Genomic DNA, 19,234 nt, shown 5'->3' with positions numbered 1-19,234 from the left:
CCTGCCGGCTCAGACCCTCAGCTACAGCATCGTCGGCGGTGCCGACGCGGCCAAGTTCTCGATCAACAGCAGCACTGGCGCCCTGAGCTTTGTCACTGCCCCGGACTACGAAGCCCCCACTGACGCCGGCGCCGACAACGTTTACAACGTCACGGTGCAGGTGAGCGACGGCAGCCTCACCAGCACCCAGGCCATCGCCGTCACGGTGACGCCGGTCAACGACAACACCCCCGCGATCACCAGCAGCGCCACCGCCAACGTCACCGAGAACACCACCGCGGTGCTGACCGTCACCGCCACGGATGCCGACCTGCCGGCTCAGACCCTCAGCTACAGCATCGTCGGCGGCGCGGATGCGGCGAAGTTCTCCATCAACGCCAGCACCGGCGCCCTCGTCTTCGCCGCCGCACCCAACTACGAAGCCCCCACCGACGCTGGCGCCGACAACGTTTACAACGTCACCGTCCAGGTCAGCGACGGCAGCCTCACCAGCACCCAGACCATCGCCGTCACGGTGACGCCGGTGAACGACAACACCCCGACGATCACCAGCAGCGCCACGGCGAACGTCGCCGAGAACACCACGGCCGTCCTCACCGTGACGGCCACCGACGCCGACCTGCCGGCGCAAACCCTCAGCTACAGCATCGTCGGCGGCGCCGATGCGGCCAAGTTCTCCATCAACAGCGCCACCGGCGCGCTGAGCTTCATCGCTGCCCCCGACTACGAGTCGCCCACCGACGCCGGCGCCGACAACGTCTACAACGTCACCGTCCAGGTGAGCGACGGCGGCCGGACCGCAACGGTTGCGCTGACGGTTGCGGTGGTGAACCGCAACGAGATGCCTCAGGGCCGCGATGGACGCGTGGCAGTGGCCGAGGACGCGACCCATGTTTTCGCGTTGGCCGATTTCGGTTTTGCCGATCCGCTGGATAGCCCCCCCAATGGCCTGGCGGCGGTGCAGGTGCTTGCTGCGCCGACGCGCGGCAGCCTCAGCCTCGACGGCGTTGCGGTGGCGGACGGGCAGTGGATTGCGGCGGCCGACATCGCCGCCGGCCGTCTGCGCTTTGCGGCGCTCCCCGACGAGAACGGCGCGGCCTACGCCAGCCTGGCGTTCCGTGTGCGGGACGATGGCGGCACTTTCGATGGCGGGGTGGATACCGAGGCCGGCACCCACCGGCTGCACATCGACGTCAGCCCGGTCAACGACGCCCCGGTGGCGGGTAGCGAGGGCTACACCCTCGACGAGGACACCCCGCTCGCGGTTGTCGGCCCCGGCGTGCTGGCCAACGACGTCGACGTCGATGGCGACCCGCTGTCCGCTTTGCTGGTCGGGGGCCCGGCCCATGGCAGCCTGCGCCTCGCGGCGGACGGCAGCTTCGTTTACACCCCGGATGCCGACTGGTACGGCACCGACAGCTTCACCTACCGCAGCAGCGACGGGAGCGCCGCCAGCGCGGCGGTTGCCGTCAGCCTCACCGTGCGGCCGGTCAACGACGCCCCCGCCATGCGCAGCGCCGATCTGCAGATCGTGCAGGGCAGCAGCACCGTCCTCGCCGCCGGCGCGGTGACGGCCGCGGATGTGGATTCGGCGGCGGGCGATCTGCGCTTCGTGGTGGATGCCGTCAGCCACGGCCACTTCGAGCTCGCCTCCGCGCCCGGCGTGGCGGTGGGCCAGTTCAGCTACACCCAGCTTGCCGCCGGGCAGGTGGTGTTCGTTCACGCCAGCATCGTCGACCTGCCCCAGATCACCCTGCACCCCACCGACGGGCTGGCCGACGGCGCCCCGATGGCGGCCAGCGTGTCCTACTCCGGCACCGGCGTGCTGATGCCGCCCGCACCCGGCGGCAGCGGCACCGGTGGCTCGGGCCCGACCCAGCCGGTCGAGCCCCCCGTCGTCACGCCCCCGGTGCCGTCGATCAAGCCGGCCGCGACCACCCCCGCCACCCCGACGATCCCCGCGACGACCGTGCCGCCGGCCCCTGGCGGGACGACCGCAGGCGGCAGCGGGGCTGGTTCCGGCGGAACGCTGCTGGCCGAAGCGGACAAGCCCATCGCAGCCCACACGGCAGGCGCTGAAGGTGAGGCTCATGTACGGCGGTTTGCGGCCGAAAACAACCTCGTCAAGCTCCGCACCGGGCCGGTCACCCTGACCCTCGGTGCGGCGCTGGACAAGCCGCTGATGGAGTTCATGCTCGGCACCGCCGACCTTCACCAGAGCGGCACCGGCTCCGCCGCTGCGCGTCAGGCCGCCATCGAGAAGACCAAGGTGCCGCCGCTGGGCGACGACGCCTACGCCGACGTGCGGGTAGTGCTCAACGCCGTCGAGCTTTCCGGCGTTGCCCTCTCGGTGGGGGCTGTCTGGTGGGCCACCCGGGCCGGCGGGTTGGTGGCCAGCCTGCTGATGGCCGCGCCGGCCTGGCGCAGCCTCGACCCGCTGCCGGTGCTGGGCCCGCAAGACGAGGAAGAGGACGACTGGGGCGAACTGATGGATGACGAGATGGCACGGGACGAAGAAGCGGCCGCCGATGTGTTCGGCGAGCAGGACGGCGGGGGAGCCCGCGGGTGAAGCTGCACCTTCCCTCCCTCAACCCGGTGGCCCGCATCTCGCTGGGGCTGGTGGCGCTGCTGGTCACGCTGCTGACGGCTGCCGATCTGGTGTTCGGCCTGATCCCCGACCGCACCGCGCTGGCCCGCCAGGTGCGCCAGCAGATCAGCGAGAGCCTGGCGGTGCAGGCCGCCACGCTGCTCCAGACCGGCGACGTGAAGACGCTCCAGAGCACCCTCGACAGCGTGATCGAGCGCAACCCCGACGCGCTATCCCTGGCCGTTCGCCAGCAGGGCGGGCTGATCGTCGCGGCGGCCGGCGACCACGGCACCCGGTGGCACCCGCCGGAAGACGGCTCATCCACCCTGACCCAGGTGCGCGTGCCGGTGTACGCCGAGGACAAACCCTGGGGCGAGGTGGAGCTGGTCTTCAAGCCGGTGCTGCCCGAAACCCTGGGCGAGTGGCTCACCTATCCCACCCTGGTGGCGATGCTCGCCATCACCGTCGGCGGGTTTCTGGCCTTCTACCTCTACCTGCGCCGGGTGCTGGAATACCTCGATCCGGCCAAGGCGATTCCCGACCGGGTGCGCACCGCCTTCGACACCCTGGCTGAAGGCGTGCTGGTGCTCGACAAGCAGGGCCGCGTGGTGCTGGCCAACAAGGCCTTCCGCCAGCTTCACCCGGAAGCCCACGAGGACATGACCGGCCGCGCGGTGACCGAACTCACCTGGCTGGTGGAGGGTTTCCACGCCACGCCGGAGCACCCCTACCCGTGGGTGACGGCGATGGAGACCCGCAGCAACGCGGGGGACCAGACCCTCGAGGTGGCCCGCCCGGGCGAAGAAGAACCCCTGCGCGCCATCGTCGGCTGCTCGCCGATCCTGGACGGCCACGGCCGGCTGCGCGGCTGCCTGGTCAACTTCTCGGACGTGACCATGCTGCACCGGATCAACGACCAGCTGCTCGGGACGCTGGTGGATCTGGAGGCATCGAAGGAGGAGATCCGCCGCCAGAACGAGGAACTCCACCGCCTCGCCACCCGCGACCCGATGACTGGCTGCCTCAACCGCCGGGCCTTCTTCGGCGCGGCCGACCCGCTCTACGCGCAGCTGAAGGTGGAGGGCGAGGAGGTGTGCTGCATCATGAGCGACATCGACCACTTCAAATCTTTCAACGACCGCTACGGTCACGCGGTGGGCGATCAGGTCATCAAGTCGGTGGCCAAGTGCCTGGGCACCGACCTGCGCGAGGTGGACATGCTGTGCCGCTACGGTGGCGAGGAGTTCTGCATCATGCTGCCCGGCGCCACCGCCGCCCAAGCCGTGGAGGTGGCCGAGCGCCTGCGGCTGGCCATCGAGAGCAACGCGGGCGCCGCGGTGCGGGAGATCCCCGGCATCCGGATCACCTCCAGCTTCGGTGTGGCGTCGATCCGCAACGGGGCGAAAGACCCGGCCGAACTCATCGACCAGGCCGACAACGCGCTCTACGAATCCAAGCAGAACGGCCGCAACCGGGTGTCGCTGTGGGCCGGCGAGCGCTCGGTGGGCGCGGACGCCGCTGTGCCGGAGATGGCGCACCACTGACGCTGGCGCCGGCGTCAACGTAGCCCGGGGCTGGATTGTTGCAACAATCGCAACAATCCAGCCCCGATTGTTTCATCCTGGCGGGGGCTACTTGCCGCCAGGGTCGGTCACGAAGGCCACCTTGGCCAGGCCGTGGCGGCTGGCGGCGGAGAGCAGCTGGGCCACGTGGTCGTATTGGGTCTGGCGGTCCACCTGCAGGTGGATCTCCGGCTGGGGCTCGCGGCGCGCGGCGGCAGCGAGCTGCGGCTCCAGGGCGTCGGCGGCAACGCTCTCGCCGTTCCAGCTCAGGCTGCCGTCGGCCTTGATCGACACCTGAACCTTCTCGGGCTTGATCTGCTCCGGCTGGCTGCTGGCCTTGGGCAACTCCAGCTTCACCGCGTGGTTGATGACTGGCACGGTGATGATGAAGATGATGAGCAGCACCAGCATCACGTCCACCAGGGGCGTCATGTTGATCTCCGACATCACCTCGCCGTCGTCGTCGAAATCGCTGGTTCCGAAGCTCATCATGCCTCCTTGCGGGCGGGCAGCGGGTGCAGGCTGGCGCTGGCCTTGCGCACCCGGCCGCCGGTGACGAGGTAGGCGTGAAGGTCGTGGGCGAAGTGCTTGAGCCGCGCCAGGATCTCCTTGTTGCCGCGCACCAGGGCGTTGTAGCCCAGTACCGCCGGGATCGCCACCGCCAGCCCGCCGGCGGTCATCACCAGGGATTCGCCCACCGGGCCGGCGACCTGATCGAGCGTGGCCTGACCGGCGGCGCCGATGCCCACCAGCGCGTGGTAGATGCCCCACACCGTGCCGAACAGCCCGACGAAGGGCGCGGTGCTGCCCACCGAGGCGAGGATCGACAGGCCGGACTGGAGGCGGCCGGTGGTGTCGTCGATGGACTGGCGCAGGGTGCTGGTGACCCAGTCGTTCAGGCCCAGCACGCCGTGCAGCTCGTCCCGGTGGTGGGCGTGGTGGCTCACCGCCTCGGTGCCGCGGTGGGCCAGATCGTGGAAGGGGTTGTCGGCGGCGCGGGGGGCGAGGGCGGCCATGCCGGCCTCGAAGCTGGTGGCGTGCCAGAAGGCCTTGGCGCCCGCGCTCATGCGACGCAGGGCGATGAGTTGCCAGGCCTTGACGAGGATCACCGACCAGGACGCCAGCGACATGAGGACCAGCATCGCGGCCACGGCGTGGGCGACGCCGTCGCCCTGAGCCCAGATATGGGCCAGGCTGAAGGTGGATTCGTTCATGGAGGTTCCTTTCAGGAGGCGGAAGTTAAAGTGAAGTCGATGGGCACCTTGACCGCGCCGGCCACCGGCTGGTCGCCCTGGCGGGCGGGCACGAAGCGCCAGCTGCGCAGCACGGTGTCGCGGGCGCTTTCGTCGAGCCGCGGGAAACCGCAGCTCTTGACGACGGTGACGTCGGTGGGCCTGCCGTCTGCGCCCACCTGCACGCGCAGCAGCACGCGGCCTTCCTCGCCCATGCGCTTGGCGGCGCTGGGGTAGGGCGGCAGGGGGTTGGAGAGGTAGGCCGCGTCGAAACGCGGCGGCGCCACGGCCACCGGGGCGGCCGGTGCGGTTGGGGTCGGTGGCGCGGTAGGCGCGGGGGCGGCGCTGGTCTCGGCGGTGTTGCTGGCCACCGGCGCCGCGGCGATCGCCGGCTTGTCGGTGGCGCGCGCCTGGGGGGCGGGCGTCTGCGGCGTTCTTGGGGTGGGCGTGGGGGCCTTCGGTTGCACCTGCGGCCGGGGTTGGGGCGCGGGCTTGGGCGCGGGGGCTTCCGGCGTCGCCAGGCTCACCGCGATGGTGGCCTGGGGCGGCGTGAGCGGTGGCTGGAGCGGGCCGACGGCGATGGTGAGCCCTGCCAGCAGCGCGCCGTGCAGGAGCACCGCCACGCCAACGCCTGCGCCGTTGCGGCGCAGGGTGGAGGGCGCCTGCGGATGGGGCAGGCCGAGGTGGGCAGGCGGGTCGGCCGGCGGCGACGCCAGCGGGGCGGCAGTCATGTCGATCTCCAGTCGGATGGTTCCTGGCTGGCTTGCGTCATGGCCTGAGGGGTGGCGCTGGCTGGCTGGGTCTTGCAACGTCGCAGCATGCTGGTGCTGTAGTTGCAAATGAGAATGATTGCTATTTTATTGATGGTGCCATCGCGCGTCAAGATGCTGCGCCGCACACGTCGGCATGCAGGTCATCGGCGTGCTGGCGATGACCGGTGGGTCGGCACCCGCAACGGCGCAGGGCGACGCCACGAGGCCGCGGGTGGATGCTTGACCGGCGAGCGTCGGCCTTGGTCGTCGCGCCATGCCGGCGCGGGGACTACCAGATCCCGTCGAGGGCGAGGATCACCCGCGGCCGATCGTGGGGGACGACGGCCGGCGAGCGGTGGATCACGCCCCGCGCGCCGTTGCCTTGCCACAGGCTGCCCTTGAGGAGGGCGACGGCGAAGGCCGGGATGGTTTCGACACGGGTGTCCGGCCCAAACAGGCCGGAGTGCGTATCGGGCAGTCCGCCCGAGCCGCTGCCCAGTTTGCTGCGGTCCGCACCGGCATCGGCGATCCATTCGGTGCCCGGGCCGCGATAGGTGCACAGCAGGCGGATGCCGACCCGGTCCACATGGAGGCGGGGGCACATGGCCCCGGTGATGACCTCGAGGCGGAGTGCGATCTGCGGGCAGTCGAGGAGGTCGCCCAGCAGTTCGGCGAGCCGGGCCATGTCGCGTGCGAGGGCGTCGCGGCCGGCGCCGGCAGGCAGGTCGGAGAGATCGGGCTGCTCGCCAAGGGCCAGGCGGGTGCGCATGCCGCTACCCAACTGGTGACGGTTGGTGTCGAGGTAGGCGGCGATGGCCGGATCGGCCGGGCGCTGCCAGATGGCGAGCTGGACCTCGGGCTCGAAGATGTCGATGAGCGCGGCCGGCGCCGGGCTATAGATCGTGTGGCGGTCGGCAGGGGTGTGGCGTGCATTCATGGCTGGGGGCTTCGGGTGAAGCTGCGGGGGTGTGGCGGATGCGTCGCGCCCCCTGGGCAGGTTGCGGGCTGGGCTGGCGCCACGAGGCTCGATGCGGGCGATGCCCGTCGCTGGCGGGCTCGGGAAGAGGGCTTCCTGCGGCCGGGGGAATGCAGCGTCCAGGCCCCGGTGGGCTCGCGAGATTGAGGGGGGGGTGCCGCAGGTGGCACGCAACGGCGCTTCGAAGTGCGCTCGAGACGGGTTAACATCGGAAGCGTTTGCCCAGACTGCTCAAAATGCAATGTTATAACATTGCAAATACGATACCAAGCGCCGTCGATGAATACGACCCATACCACTGTTGAGACCGCCGTCGATGAAGCCGCCGCCCTGGACCGGGCGGAGGCAGGTTGTCGGGCGCGCGGGGCGAGCCTCACGCCGATCCGCCGGATGGTGCTGGCGATGCTGCTCCGCCACCCCGGTGGCTTGAAGGCTTACGATCTGCTGGAGCGGATCAAGGCCGACAAGCCCGGCGCGTCGCCGCCGACGGTGTATCGGGCGCTGGATTTCCTGATCGAACAGGGGCTGGCCCACAAGATCGGGCGGATGAACCTCTTCGTGGCCTGCAGCCAGCAGTGCCACCAGGCGCAGATGGCCGCCTTGTTCCTCGTCTGTCCCCGCTGTAACGGAGTGACGGAGCTACAGGACGAGGCGGCGATCCGCGCCCTGTCGGCGAGCCTGGTGGCGGCCGGGCATCGGCTTGAAAGCCAGGAGGTGGAGATCGGGGCGATCTGCCCCAGATGCCGGGCGCTGGCCCAGGGCTGACGCCCGCGTGGCGTCGATGCTCAGCCTTCGAGCATGCCGCGCAGGTCGCGCACGCGGGCGAGGCTGTCGGTGTCGCGCAGGGTGGTGAAGGCGTCCTCGACCACGTTCAGGGTGTCCAGGGCGTCGTCGCGCAGGCCGCCCATGGCTAGCACCTGCACCAGCAGCAGCCCGATGCCGCCGATGGCGTCGGGCTGGCCGTGCTGGCAGCTGAGCTGGAAAGCCTGGGCGAGTTCCTCGTAGATCTGCTGCAGGTTGCCGCTCTCGTGCTCGCCCCGGGCGAGGCGGATGTGGGCCATCGAGAACAACACATGGGCGAGGCCCTCGTCGTCGCCCATTTCGGTGACCGCCGGCAGCCGTTCGGCCTGCAGGGCCATGGCCTCGTCGAGCTGGCCCTGGGCGAACAGCACGTCGGCGATGCGGCCCTGGGTGATGGCCTTCTCGCGGGTGTCGCCGGTTTCGGCGAAGTGGGGCAGGATCTCGTCGGTGAGGATGACCAGCGCCTCGTCGAAGCGGCCCTCCATCAGGAGCGAATCGGCAATGTCGCGGCGGGCGAGGACGGTGGGGGTGTCGGTCATGGCAGGGTGAGGCCGGAAGAGGAAAGGGTGCCGATGATACCGGCCCGGCGTGGCGGCGGGATAGCGCGGGAACTTCTCCCATGGTGCGGGCAGCGGCGCGTGCGTACGCTGGCGGAAAACACCGATAACGGAGACTTCCACCCATGCTTCGCCCCGCCGCATCCCGATTCCCCGCCCTCACGCCCCTGGCGCTCGCCATCGCCGCCGGTTTTCCCCTTGCTGCGGGCGCGGCCGCCGAGCCGGCGACCGTCGTCACGCCCGAAGTCACGGTGGTCGGCCAGACCCCACTGCCGGGCCTCGACCTGCCGCTGCCGCTGATCGCCGCCCCGGTGCAGACCGTCACCGCGCGGGAGCTTGACGCCAGCGGGGTGAGCGACGTCTCGGCCTACATGAACCGCCGCCTCTCCGGCGTGCACGTGAACGAGACCCAGGGCAACGCCTTCCAGATGGACGTGAACTACCGGGGCTACACCGCCTCGCCGCTGCTGGGCACGCCCCAGGGCCTGTCGGTGTACTTCGACGGCGTGCGCATCAACCAGCCTTTCGGCGACGTGGTGAGCTGGGATCTGATCCCCAAGGCGGCGATCGCCTCGATGAACCTGATGCCGGGCTCCAACCCGCTGTTCGGCCTCAACACCCTGGGCGGCGCGCTGGCGCTGCAGACCAAGGAAGGCCGCACCCACCCGGGCTCGACGGTGCAGCTGACGACCGGCAGCAACAGCCGCCGCTCGCTGGAGTTCACCCACGGCGGCTTCAACGACGACAACGGGCTGGAGTGGTTCTTCGCCGGCAACCTCTATCGGGACAGCGGCTGGCGCACCAACTCGCCGTCGGACGTGCGCCAGCTCTTCGGCAAGCTGGGCTGGCAGGACGCCCGCACCGACCTCGACCTCTCCATCGCCTACGCCGACAACAAGCTCAACGGCAACGGCCTGCAGGAGAGCCGGCTCCTCGCCCAGGACTACAGCAGCATCTACACCCAGCCGGACATCACCCGGAACCGCTCGCTGTTCCTCAACCTCACCGGCCGCCACAGCCTGAGTGACGCGCTGATGCTGTCGGGCAACGTTTACTACCGCAAGATCAACACCGCCACCACCAACGGCGACGTGAACGAGGGTGCCCTCGACCAGTCGGTGTACCAGCCCAGCGCCGCCGAGCGGGCCGCGCTTACCGGGGCCGGCTACAGCGGCTTCCCCACCAGTGGCGCCAACGCCTCGAACACGCCTTTCCCCTACTGGCGCTGCATCGCCAATGCGATCCTGGCCGACGAGCCCAACGAGAAGTGCACCGGCCTCATCAACCGCACCCGCACCGACCAGGAGAACTTCGGCCTGTCCGGGCAGGTGAGCCACAGCGGCAGCTTCGACGGGCGCAGGAACCTCTTCATCGCCGGCGCCGCCTACGACCACAGCAACCTCAACTTCCAGCAGAGCGGCCAGTACGGCTACCTCAACCCGGACCGCAGCGTGACCCCGGTGGACGCCTGGGCCGACGGCAGCCAGAACGCCGGCGCCGGCGAGACGGCCCTCGACTCGCGGGTCAATCTCAACGGCCGCACCCGCACCTGGAGCCTCTTCGCCACCGACACCCTGTCGATCACCGAGCGCTGGCACGCCACCCTGTCGGGCCGCTACAACCGCACCCAGGTCAAGAACCGCGACCTGCTCAATCCGGGCGGCGGTGCCGATTCGCTGGACGGCAACCACAGCTTCAGCCGCTTCAACCCGGCCGCCGGCATCACCTACACCCCGTCGAAAGCCTGGAGCGCCTACGCCGGCTACAGCGAGGGCAGCCGCACCCCCACCGCCATCGAGCTGGGCTGCGCCAACCCGGACAACCCCTGCAAGCTGCCCAACGCCATGGCCGGCGATCCGCCGCTCAAACAGGTGGTCACCAAGACCTGGGAATTCGGCCTGCGCGGCGCGGTCGATTCCAGGACCCGCTGGAACCTTGGCCTGTTCCGCGCCGAGAACCAGGACGACATCCTCTTCGTGGCCGACGACGCGCTGGGCTACGGCTACTTCAAGAACTTCGGCAAGACCCGCCGCCAGGGCGTCGAGGCCGGCGCCAGCACGCTTGTCGGCCCGGTCAGCCTGGCCCTCAACTACACCCTGCTGGACGCCACCTACCGCAGCGCCGAGATCGTCGGCGGCGCCGGCAACAGCACCAACAGCGAAGGGGCCGGCCTGGAAGGCACCATCGACATCCGCCCGGGCGATCGCATCCCGCTGATTCCCCGCCACGTGCTCAAGACCTCCGCCGACTGGAAGGTGACCCCCAGCTTCGCGCTCACCGCCGACCTCATCGCCGTCTCGGGCAGCTACGCCCGCGGCAACGAGAACAACCGCCACGCGGCCGACGGCACCTACTACCTGGGCTCGGGCCGCTCCGGCGGCTACGCGGTGACCAACCTGGGCGCCCGCTACGACGTGGCCCGGGGCATGCAGCTCTTCGGCCAGATCAACAACCTCTTCGACCGGGAATACAGCACCGGGGCCCAGCTTGGCTCCACCGCCTTCTCCTCGTCGGGCGGCTTCGTGGCCCGGCCGTTCGCGCCGGTGGGGGGCGAGTATCCGCTGGTCGGCTCCACCTTCTACGCGCCGGGTGCGCCGCGGACCTTCTGGGTCGGCCTGCGCTACAGTCTGTGAGCGCCGCCGCCCGGTTGCTATCCGGCGGTGACCGGAGGGCCGGCCCATGAGCAGCGGTCTGGCCGGCTTGTACGAAGAGATCGGGCAGGCGCTCACGGCGCTGCGCGCCAACGCCGCCTTCCTGCTGCGCAAGAGCGGCGGCCAGGCGGATCTTCAGGCCGCCGCCCGCGACGTGCAGGCCCAGGGCGCCGCCATCGACCGCCGGCTGCGGGTGCTCCAGCACCGGCTCCCGGCCGAATCGACCGATCCACAGCCCCTGGTGCAGCCGATGCTCCACGCGGCGCTGGAAAACTGGCAGGATGTGGCCGGCGTCGTCGCGCCGCCCATCCTCCTCGTCGATCCGTCCGCCTTACGGCTGCCCCGAACCATGCTTGAAACCCTTTGCCAGCTCAGCACCCAGGCCCTTGCGCTATCCGCAGGCGGCCCCGCGCTGCGCGTATCTGTGCTTATCGATGATCGGAAGTCGACGCATCTGTGCTGGTCGGCCGACAACGGCGTCGGCCTGCAACTCACCGCCCGCCTGCCCCTGGGCGCGGAGGTGGCGTGATGGCGGCCAGGCTGCGCGTCGTGCTGGCCGACGATCACGCGGTGGTGCGCACCGGCTACCGGCGCCTGCTGGAGCTGGAAGAGGATATGGAGGTGGTGGCGGATTTCGGCGACAGCGATTCCGCCTGCGCCTGGTTTGCCGCCCACCGGGCCGACGTGCTGGTGCTCGATCTGTCGATGCCCGGCCGCGGCGGGCTGGAAACCCTGGCCCGGGTCAAGGCCCGGGACGGGGCGCCCCGGGTGCTGGTGTTCTCGATGCACGACAATCCGGCCATCGTCGACCAGGCCCTCAAGGCCGGCGCCGACGGCTACCTCACCAAGAGCAGCGAGCCCGATCTGCTGATCGACGCGGTGCGCCGGGTGGCCCGCGGCGAGCGGCCGCTGTCGGACGACGTGGCCGCGGCCCGGGTAAACGCCGGCGCTGCGCATGTCGAGCTGTCGCCGCGGGAATTCGAGATCTTCCGCCTGCTGGCGGCGGGGCGCACCGTGGAGCAGATCGCCGCCAGGCTCTTCCTCAGCGCCAAGACGGTGGCCAACTACCAGACCGCCATCCGCCAGAAGACCGGGCTGGCCAGCGTGCTGGAGATGTACCGCCACGCCGAGGCCCACGGCCTGCTGGACGGCAGCGAGTAAACCCGCCTGCCGGCCACGGCCGCGGGGTCAGTGGTGGAGGCTCTCGTCGAGGGTGGCCACGGCGTCGAACTCGCGCTGGTTGGCCTCGTGGCGGCGTTTGACGAGGTACATGGTGCCCGCCACGAACAGGCCGAAGGCCACCACCACCGTGTCGATCGAGAAGTTGAGGCGGATCAGCAGGGCGTACAGCCCGGTCATCACCAGGATCGACAGGTTCTCGTTGAAGTTCTGCACCGCGATGGAGTGGCCCGCGCCCATCAGGATGTGGCCGCGGTGCTGGAGCAGCGCGTTCATCGGCACCACGAAGAAGCCGGACAGCCCGCCGATCAGCACCATCAACGCCATCGCCACGCCCATGTCGGTGACGAAGATCATCACGTTTACGATGATGCCCATCGCGATGCCCAGGGGGATCACCTTCACCGAGGCGCGCATGGTCACCAGCTTGGCCGCCAGCGCCGCGCCCACCGCCACGCCCACCGCCACCACGCCCTGGAGCATCGAGGCCTTGGACAGATCGAGGTGCAGGGCCTGCTCGGCCCACTTGATCACGATGAACTGCAGCGTTGCGCCGGCACCCCAGAAGAGGGTGGTGGTGGCCAGGGAGATCTGCCCCAGCTTGTCCCGCCACAGCAGGCGCAGGCAGTGGTTGAAGTCGTGGATGAGGTAGGCCGGGTTCTTCTTGAGCACCTTGTGATCCACCCCGGTGTCGGGCACCTTGAGGTTGAACAGCGCCGCCGCCAGATACAGGATGCCCACGATGCTGAGGGCCATCTCGGGCACGGTGTCGACGCCGGTGTCGATCAGCGGGAAATCGAAGCCGAGGAGCGCCTGGGAGAAATTGGGCTTGATGAGCATGCCGCCCACCAGGGTGCCGAGGATGATCGCGCCCACCGTGAGGCCCTCGATCCAGCCGTTGGCCACCACCAGCAGGCGAGGCGGCAGGTACTCGGTGAGGATGCCGTACTTGGCCGGCGAGTAGGCCGCCGCCCCCAGCCCGACCACCGCGTAGGCGGCCAGCGGATGCAGCCCGGCAAACATCAGCGAGCAGCCGAAGATCTTGATCCCGTTGCTGATGAGCATCACCCGCCACTTGGGCATCGAGTCGGCAAAGGCCCCCACGAAGGCTGCCAGCAGCACGTAGGAGAGGGTGAAGAACAGCTTGAGGAGGGGTTCGTATTCCTGCGGAGCTGCCATCTCGCGGAGCACGTAGATGGAGGCGATGAGCAGGGCATTGTCGGCCAGCGCAGAGAAGAACTGCGCCGCCATGATCATGTAGAAACCGAAGGGCATCGCGGGCGACGGAGGCTCGGTGAATTTGACGGACCGCGCTTTATACCACGAAGGTCGTGATGACTTATGGCGACGCCGTCAATGTTGTGCTCCAATAGCGCTTACCATAAACGGGGTTTATCAGCCATGGCCGATCGTCGCCTCCAGGTTTTTCATGCCGTCGCCCGACATGGGTCCTTCACCCGCGCCGCCGAGGCCCTCTTCATGACCCAGCCGGCGGTCACCTTTCAGATCAAGCAACTGGAAGAGCAGTTCAACACCCGCCTGTTCGACCGCGGCCACGGGCGGGTCACCCTCACCGCCGCAGGCGAGCTGGTGATGGCCTACGCCGAGCGCATCCTTGGTTTGTCCGAGGAGCTCGAAGCCCGGGTGGGCGAACTCACCGACGAACTCTCCGGGGTGCTCCACCTGGGCACCAGCACCACCATCGCCGCGTACTGGCTGCCCTGCCTGCTCGAAGGCTTCAAGCGCCGCTACCCACGGGTGGTGCCGCGGGTGGCGGTGGGCAACTCCCAGACCGTCGAGGGGCGGGTGATGGACCGTAGCCTCGACGTGGGCCTGATCGAGATCGTCACCGACCAGCCCACCCTGGAGCGCCGCCATCTGGGGCAGGACGAACTCCACGTGATCTGCGCCCCCGGCCATCCGCTTGCGGCCGAGAAGGCGGTGCGCGCCGAACAGCTCGCCAGCCAGCCGCTGATCCACCGCGAGCCCGGCAACGGCATCCGCGATCTGGTCGACCAGTTCCTCACCGACGCCAACGTCGCCTTCGAGGACCTCAACGTGACGGCCGAACTTGGCAGCCTTTCGGCGGTCAAGCATCTGGCGGCGGCCGGGTTGGGCGTGGCGGTGGCGTCCCGCGCGGCCATCGGCCGGGAGCTCAAGGATGGCCAGCTCGCCGCCGTGCCCCTCGACCCGCCCTTGTACACGCCCCTCGAAGTCATCCTGCTCAAAGACAAGTTCCGCTCCCGGCTGGTGAACACCTTCGCCGATTACGTGGCGGAAGAGATCCCCCGCCTCGCGTCCGAAAGATACTGATGCCCCGTCCGATCCGCGCCTCCATCGACCTGGAGGCCCTGCGTCACAACTACCTCGTCTCGAAGCATCGCGCCGGCACCGCCCGCGCTTTTGCGGTGGTCAAGGCCAACGCCTACGGCCACGGCCTCGACCGGGCGATCCGCGCCCTGGCCCCGGTTGCCGACGGCTTCGCGCTGCTCGATCTGGCCGAAGCCCGCCAGCTCCGCGCGGCCGGCGTCACCGCGCCCATCGCCCTGCTGGAGGGCTTCTTCGAGCCCGCCGACCTGGCCGACATCCTGGCCCTCGGCCTCACCCCGGCGATCCACAGCGAAGCCCAGCTGGCGATGCTGGAGCGCGCCCGGCCCGACGGCGCCATCGACGTGCTCCTCAAGATCAACTCCGGCATGAACCGCCTGGGCTTCACCGCCGACCGCTTCGGCGCGGCGCTGGCCCGCCTGCGGGCGATGCCCTGGGTGCGCGGCATCACCCTGATGACCCACTTCGCCCGCGCCGACGACGAGGTGGGCATCGGCGCCCAGCTCGCCACCTTCAAGGCTATCGCCGCCGGCCTCGACCTGCCGGTGAGCCTCGCCAACTCGGCCGCACTGCTGCGCTTTCCCGAGGCCGCCGGGCAGATCGCGCGGCCGGGCATCATGCTCTACGGCGCCTCGCCGATGCCCGACCTGCACAGCGCCGACGAGCTTGGCCTGCGCCCGGTGATGACCCTCACCAGCGAGATCATCGGGGTGCAGGAGATCGCCGCCGGCGAGCGGGTGGGCTACGGCGGCACCTTCGAGGCCAGCGGCCCGACCCGCGTCGGCGTGGTGGCCTGCGGCTACGCCGACGGCTACCCACGCCACGCCCCCACCGGCACCCCGATCCTGGTGGGCGGACGCCGCACCCGCACCCTCGGCCGGGTGTCGATGGACATGCTGGCCTGCGATCTGTCGCACCTCGAAGACGCCGGGGTCGGCTCGCCGGTCACCCTGTGGGGCGACGGCCTGCCCGCCGACGAGGTGGCCACCGCCGCCGGCACCATCAGCTATGAACTCTTCTGCGCCCTGGCGCCCCGCGTGCCGGTGAGCGTTCGCCCCGCGCCTGACGGGGCCGCCTGATGGCCAAGCTCAAGACCGAGTACGTCTGCGGCGAGTGCGGCGGCAAGTCGCCCCGCTGGCAGGGCCAATGCCCCCACTGCAAGGCCTGGAACACCCTCGTCGAGTCGGTGGTCGAGCCCGAGGCGCCGGCGGCCAAGCGCTTCGCCGCCCTGGCCGGCGACTCCGGCCGGCTGCAGACCCTGGCCGACGTGCAGCCCCGCGAATCCGCCCGCGTGCCCACCGGCATCGAGGAGTTCGACCGGGTGCTGGGCGGCGGGCTGGTGCCCGGCGGCGTGGTGCTGATCGGCGGCGACCCGGGCATCGGCAAGTCCACCCTGCTGCTGCAGGCCCTGGCGCTGCTCTCCGGCCACCTCAAGGCGCTCTACGTGAGCGGCGAGGAATCCGCCGAGCAGGTGGCGCTCCGCGCCGCGCGGCTGCAGCTCGAGGCGCGCACCCTGCAGCTGCTGCCCGAGATCAACCTCGAGCGCATCCTCGCCACCCTGCGCGAGGTGAAGCCCGATGTGGCAGTGGTGGATTCGATCCAGACCGTCTACTCCGAAACCCTGGGTTCGGCCCCGGGCTCGGTGGCCCAGGTGCGCGAATGCGCGGCCCAGCTCACCCGCTTCGCCAAGCAGGGCGGCACCACGCTCATCATGGTCGGCCATGTGACCAAGGACGGCGCGCTGGCCGGCCCGCGGGTGCTGGAGCACATCGTCGATACGGTGCTGTACTTCGAGGGCGACACCCACTCCAGCTTCCGCCTGGTGCGGGCGTTCAAGAACCGCTTCGGCGCGGTCAACGAGCTGGGCGTCTTCGCGATGACCGAGAAGGGCCTGAAGGGCGTCAGCAACCCGTCGGCGATCTTCCTCTCCCAGCACGGCCAGCAGGTGCCGGGCTCCTGCGTGCTGGTCACCCAGGAGGGCACGCGGCCGCTGCTGGTGGAGATCCAGGCGCTGGTGGATTCGGCCCACAGCCCGAGCCCGCGCCGCCTGTCGGTGGGCCTGGAGCAGAACCGGCTGGCCATGCTGCTGGCGGTGCTGCACCGGCACGCGGGCGTGGTGTGCTTCGATCAGGACGTGTTCGTAAATGCGGTGGGCGGGGTGAAAATCGCCGAGCCGGCGGCCGATCTGGCGGTGCTGCTGGCCATCGTCTCATCCCTCACCAACCGGCCGCTGCCGCGGGAGCTGGTGGTGTTCGGCGAAGTGGGTCTGGCCGGCGAGATCCGTCCGGCGCCGCGGGGCCAGGAGCGCCTGAAGGAATCCGCCAAGCTCGGTTTCACGGTAGCGCTGGTGCCCAAGGCCAACGCGCCCAAGCACGACATTCCCGGCATGCGGGTGGTGGCGGTGGACCGGATCGAGCAGGCGCTGGAGCGGGTGCGCGAGCTGTCGAACGGCTGATTTATGCCTTTCGCGGCGCAATAACCTCGAAAACCACGGAAAACCTAGATATTCGTGCCACAGTTTGAAAAGAGCGATGTAAGCTAGCGCCCTGCGGGTGGTGTGGTGCGATTCGGGCACGTGGCGTCACCTGTTGGGGCTTCTGCCGTTTCATACATCCACCCATTTCTTTCATCAACACACTAAGAGCTATGAACAAGACTGAATTGATCGAAGCGCTGGCTGGCAAGAGTGGTCTGACCAAGGCCGATGCCGGCCGTGCAGTGGACGGTGTCATGGAGATCATCACCGAAGCGCTGGGCAAAGGTGAGAGCGTGACGCTGGTCGGTTTCGGTACTTTCGCCGTCGGCGAGCGTGCCGCCCGTGTCGGTCGCAATCCGCAGACCGGTGCCGAGATCCAGATCGCTGCTTCCAAGCAGCCCAAGTTCTCTGCCGGCTCCAAGCTGAAAGACGCTGTGAACAAGTGAATTCCCGCCATTCCCCGCGTGGGGAGTGATGCATCGAAAGGCGACCTGACGGGTCGCCTTTTTTTGTGCTGCGTCGCCGCCGGCCAGGGTTTGCTCCCGGCCGCGCTTGCCCTTTTCCGGGCTTTTCGCCGCTTAACCGAACTTAACCCGCCGCTTCGGTATAGTCGGTCGCAGTCATTTCCGCTTTCAGGCCGGGCTTGCGTCCGGAGTTCAAAGGCCGCGCATGCCCGCTTTCTCTTGTCGAATCGTAGTGCCGCTGCTGGCGGTCGGGCTGCTGGGCGGTTGCGCCGGGCTGTTTCCCGCGGTGGGGCCGGATTACATGCCGCCGTCCCTGAGCCTGCCCGCGGGCTGGACCCAGCCGCCAACCGCCGCTGCCGAGCCGGTGGACCTGGGCCGCTGGTGGCGGCAGTTCGACGACCCGCAGCTCGCTGCGCTCGTCGATGCTGCGCTGGTGGGCAGCCTCGATCTGCGGCAGGCCGAGGCGCGCCTGCGGCAGGCCCGCGCGGCGCGGACCCAGGCGGTCGGCGGACGCTTCCCGAGCCTCACCGCCTCCGGCGGCGCGAGCCGCAGTCGGGCCGCCACGGGCGTCAGCACGGTGCCGCCGCGCACCACCTGGGACGCAGGCTTCGACGCGAGCTGGGAGGTGGACCTGTTTGGCGCCACCCGGCGAGGGGTCGAGGCGGCGTCGGCGGCGCTGGAGGCCAGCGCTGCCAGCCTGGCCAACGTGCGCGTCTCCCTCGCTGCGGAGGTGGCCCGGAACTACGTGGAGCTGCGCCTCTACCAGCAGCGGCTGGCGATAGCGCGGGATAACCTGACCGCGCAGAGCGAAACCCTGCAGATCGTGACGTGGCGCAATCGGGCCGGGCTGGCGTCGGCCACCGATGTGGCCCAGGCCCGCACCAGCCGCGAGCAGACCCGCGCCACCATCCCCGACCTGGAGGTGAGCCTGGCGGCGGCGGGCAACCGGCTGGCGGTGCTGCTTGGCCAGCCGCCGGGGGGCCTGGCCGATGCGCTGGCGGGGGCCGGGAGCCAGCTGCCGCTGCCTGCCAGCGTGGCCGCCGGCATTCCCGCCGACGTGCTGCGCCAGCGGCCCGACCTGATCGTCGCCGAGCGCAACCTGGCGGCAGAGACGGCGCGGGTCGGCCAGAAGGAGGCCCAGCGTTTCCCCAGCCTCAACCTGGGGGCGAGCTTTGGCTGGCAGGCCTACAGCTTCGGCGGGCTGGGGGGCGCGGGCAGCCTGGCCCGGTCGGCGAGCGCGTCGCTGGCCGGCACGGTGTTCGACGCCGGCCGGCTGAAGAGCGCGGTGGATATCCAGAGCGCTGTGCAGGAAGAGGCGCTGGCTGCCTACGAGGCGGCGGTGCTGGGGGCGCTGGAGGAGGTCGAGAACGCGCTCGCGGCGTATGCCGCGGGCCGGGAGCGGGTCGAGGCCCGACAGGGCGCGGCCGATGCGGCGCGGGAGGCGGCGTCCCTGGCGCACAAGCTGTATCGGGCCGGGCTGGCGGATTTCCAGAAGGTGCTGGAGACCGAGCGCACCCGGCTTTCCGCCGAGGACAACCTGGCCCTGGCCGAGGCAGCAATGCGAACCAATCTGATTCAACTTTACAAGGCTCTGGGCGGTGGCTGGCAGGCTGCCGACGCCGGCGGGCCGGAAGGCAAGGCAGCGCGATGAAGCAGGCAGACAACACGC

General features: G+C 69.8%; 17 protein-coding genes. 11 read left to right on the top strand and 6 right to left on the bottom strand.

Going from position 1 to position 19,234, the window contains the following annotated elements; genetic code table 11:
- Window positions 1-2,569, top strand: a 2,569-nt coding sequence (locus tag ACE3N6_RS16275) for a tandem-95 repeat protein (RefSeq protein WP_374246844.1), incomplete at its 5' end; no start/stop codon positions are given.
- Entirely contained in the window at window positions 2,566-4,131 is a 1,566-nt protein-coding gene (locus ACE3N6_RS16270; protein WP_374246843.1) for a diguanylate cyclase, read from the top strand. The genes ACE3N6_RS16275 and ACE3N6_RS16270, both read left to right, overlap by 4 nt.
- Window positions 4,132-4,218: 87 nt before the next feature.
- Here ACE3N6_RS16270 and ACE3N6_RS16265 read toward each other — a convergent pair whose 3' ends face one another.
- The 4 genes from ACE3N6_RS16265 to ACE3N6_RS16250 form a co-directional block, all read right to left on the bottom strand.
- The gene (locus tag ACE3N6_RS16265) at window positions 4,219-4,638 is read right to left on the bottom strand and encodes an ExbD/TolR family protein (protein WP_374246841.1); all 420 of its coding nucleotides are present in this window, start codon (window positions 4,636-4,638) and stop codon (window positions 4,219-4,221) included.
- The gene (locus ACE3N6_RS16260; protein ID WP_374246840.1) at window positions 4,638-5,363 is read right to left on the bottom strand and encodes a MotA/TolQ/ExbB proton channel family protein; all 726 of its coding nucleotides are present in this window, start codon (window positions 5,361-5,363) and stop codon (window positions 4,638-4,640) included. Before ACE3N6_RS16260 ends, ACE3N6_RS16265 begins: the two co-directional genes overlap by 1 nt.
- An 11-nt stretch (window positions 5,364-5,374) precedes the next feature.
- Entirely contained in the window at window positions 5,375-6,112 is a 738-nt protein-coding gene (locus tag ACE3N6_RS16255; protein ID WP_374246839.1) for an energy transducer TonB, read from the bottom strand.
- A 310-nt stretch (window positions 6,113-6,422) separates the two neighbouring features.
- A complete protein-coding gene (locus tag ACE3N6_RS16250) occupies window positions 6,423-7,070 on the bottom strand; it encodes a DUF1826 domain-containing protein (RefSeq protein ID WP_374246838.1) in 648 nt (215 codons plus the stop codon).
- Window positions 7,071-7,388: 318 nt separating this feature from the next.
- Between ACE3N6_RS16250 and ACE3N6_RS16245 the strand changes: the two genes are divergently transcribed.
- Window positions 7,389-7,874 (top strand): Fur family transcriptional regulator, encoded by a 486-nt coding sequence (locus tag ACE3N6_RS16245; protein ID WP_374246837.1) that lies wholly within the window; start codon window positions 7,389-7,391, stop codon window positions 7,872-7,874.
- A 20-nt stretch (window positions 7,875-7,894) separates the two neighbouring features.
- On the opposite strand, the gene ACE3N6_RS16240 is transcribed toward ACE3N6_RS16245, so the two are convergent.
- On the bottom strand, window positions 7,895-8,449 hold the full coding sequence (locus ACE3N6_RS16240; RefSeq protein ID WP_374246836.1) for a hypothetical protein: 555 nt from the start codon (window positions 8,447-8,449) through the stop codon (window positions 7,895-7,897).
- 143 nt (window positions 8,450-8,592) lie between these two features.
- Between ACE3N6_RS16240 and ACE3N6_RS16235 the strand changes: the two genes are divergently transcribed.
- The 3 genes from ACE3N6_RS16235 to ACE3N6_RS16225 are packed head-to-tail and all read left to right on the top strand — an operon-like array spanning window position 8,593 to window position 12,279.
- Entirely contained in the window at window positions 8,593-11,100 is a 2,508-nt protein-coding gene (locus tag ACE3N6_RS16235; protein ID WP_374246835.1) for a TonB-dependent receptor, read from the top strand.
- A gap of 46 nt (window positions 11,101-11,146) precedes the next feature.
- Window positions 11,147-11,647 carry a hypothetical protein gene (locus tag ACE3N6_RS16230; protein ID WP_374246834.1) on the top strand — a complete coding sequence of 167 codons (501 nt, stop codon included), beginning with the start codon at window positions 11,147-11,149 and terminating at the stop codon, window positions 11,645-11,647.
- Window positions 11,647-12,279, top strand: a complete 633-nt coding sequence (locus ACE3N6_RS16225) for a response regulator (RefSeq protein ID WP_374246833.1) — start codon at window positions 11,647-11,649, stop codon at window positions 12,277-12,279. Before ACE3N6_RS16230 ends, ACE3N6_RS16225 begins: the two co-directional genes overlap by 1 nt.
- A gap of 27 nt (window positions 12,280-12,306) precedes the next feature.
- Here the strand turns inward: ACE3N6_RS16225 and lplT are convergent, their stop codons facing one another.
- The gene (gene lplT / locus ACE3N6_RS16220; RefSeq protein ID WP_374246832.1) at window positions 12,307-13,572 is read right to left on the bottom strand and encodes a lysophospholipid transporter LplT; all 1,266 of its coding nucleotides are present in this window, start codon (window positions 13,570-13,572) and stop codon (window positions 12,307-12,309) included.
- A gap of 126 nt (window positions 13,573-13,698) precedes the next feature.
- On the opposite strand from lplT, the gene ACE3N6_RS16215 reads away from it, so the two are divergent.
- From ACE3N6_RS16215 to ACE3N6_RS16195, 5 genes are all read left to right on the top strand, one after another.
- Window positions 13,699-14,610, top strand: coding sequence for a LysR family transcriptional regulator (locus ACE3N6_RS16215; protein WP_374246831.1), 912 nt, complete (start codon window positions 13,699-13,701; stop codon window positions 14,608-14,610).
- Window positions 14,610-15,704 (top strand): alanine racemase, encoded by a 1,095-nt coding sequence (gene alr, locus ACE3N6_RS16210; RefSeq protein WP_374246830.1) that lies wholly within the window; start codon window positions 14,610-14,612, stop codon window positions 15,702-15,704. The genes ACE3N6_RS16215 and alr overlap by 1 nt, the downstream gene beginning before the upstream one ends.
- Window positions 15,704-17,080, top strand: coding sequence for a DNA repair protein RadA (gene radA, locus ACE3N6_RS16205; protein WP_374246828.1), 1,377 nt, complete (start codon window positions 15,704-15,706; stop codon window positions 17,078-17,080). The genes alr and radA overlap by 1 nt, the downstream gene beginning before the upstream one ends.
- A gap of 191 nt (window positions 17,081-17,271) precedes the next feature.
- Complete coding sequence (locus ACE3N6_RS16200) at window positions 17,272-17,547, top strand: HU family DNA-binding protein (protein ID WP_374246827.1); 276 nt, start codon at window positions 17,272-17,274, stop codon at window positions 17,545-17,547.
- Window positions 17,548-17,770: 223 nt separating this feature from the next.
- The gene (locus ACE3N6_RS16195) at window positions 17,771-19,216 is read left to right on the top strand and encodes an efflux transporter outer membrane subunit (protein WP_374246826.1); all 1,446 of its coding nucleotides are present in this window, start codon (window positions 17,771-17,773) and stop codon (window positions 19,214-19,216) included.
- Window positions 19,217-19,234: the final 18 nt, after the last annotated feature.

Source organism: Zoogloea sp. (assembly GCF_041904905.1).
Lineage (GTDB): Bacteria > Pseudomonadota > Gammaproteobacteria > Burkholderiales > Rhodocyclaceae > Zoogloea.
The sequence above is the reverse complement of the archived record's forward strand: the minus strand, read 5'-3'. Positions and strand labels throughout refer to the sequence as shown.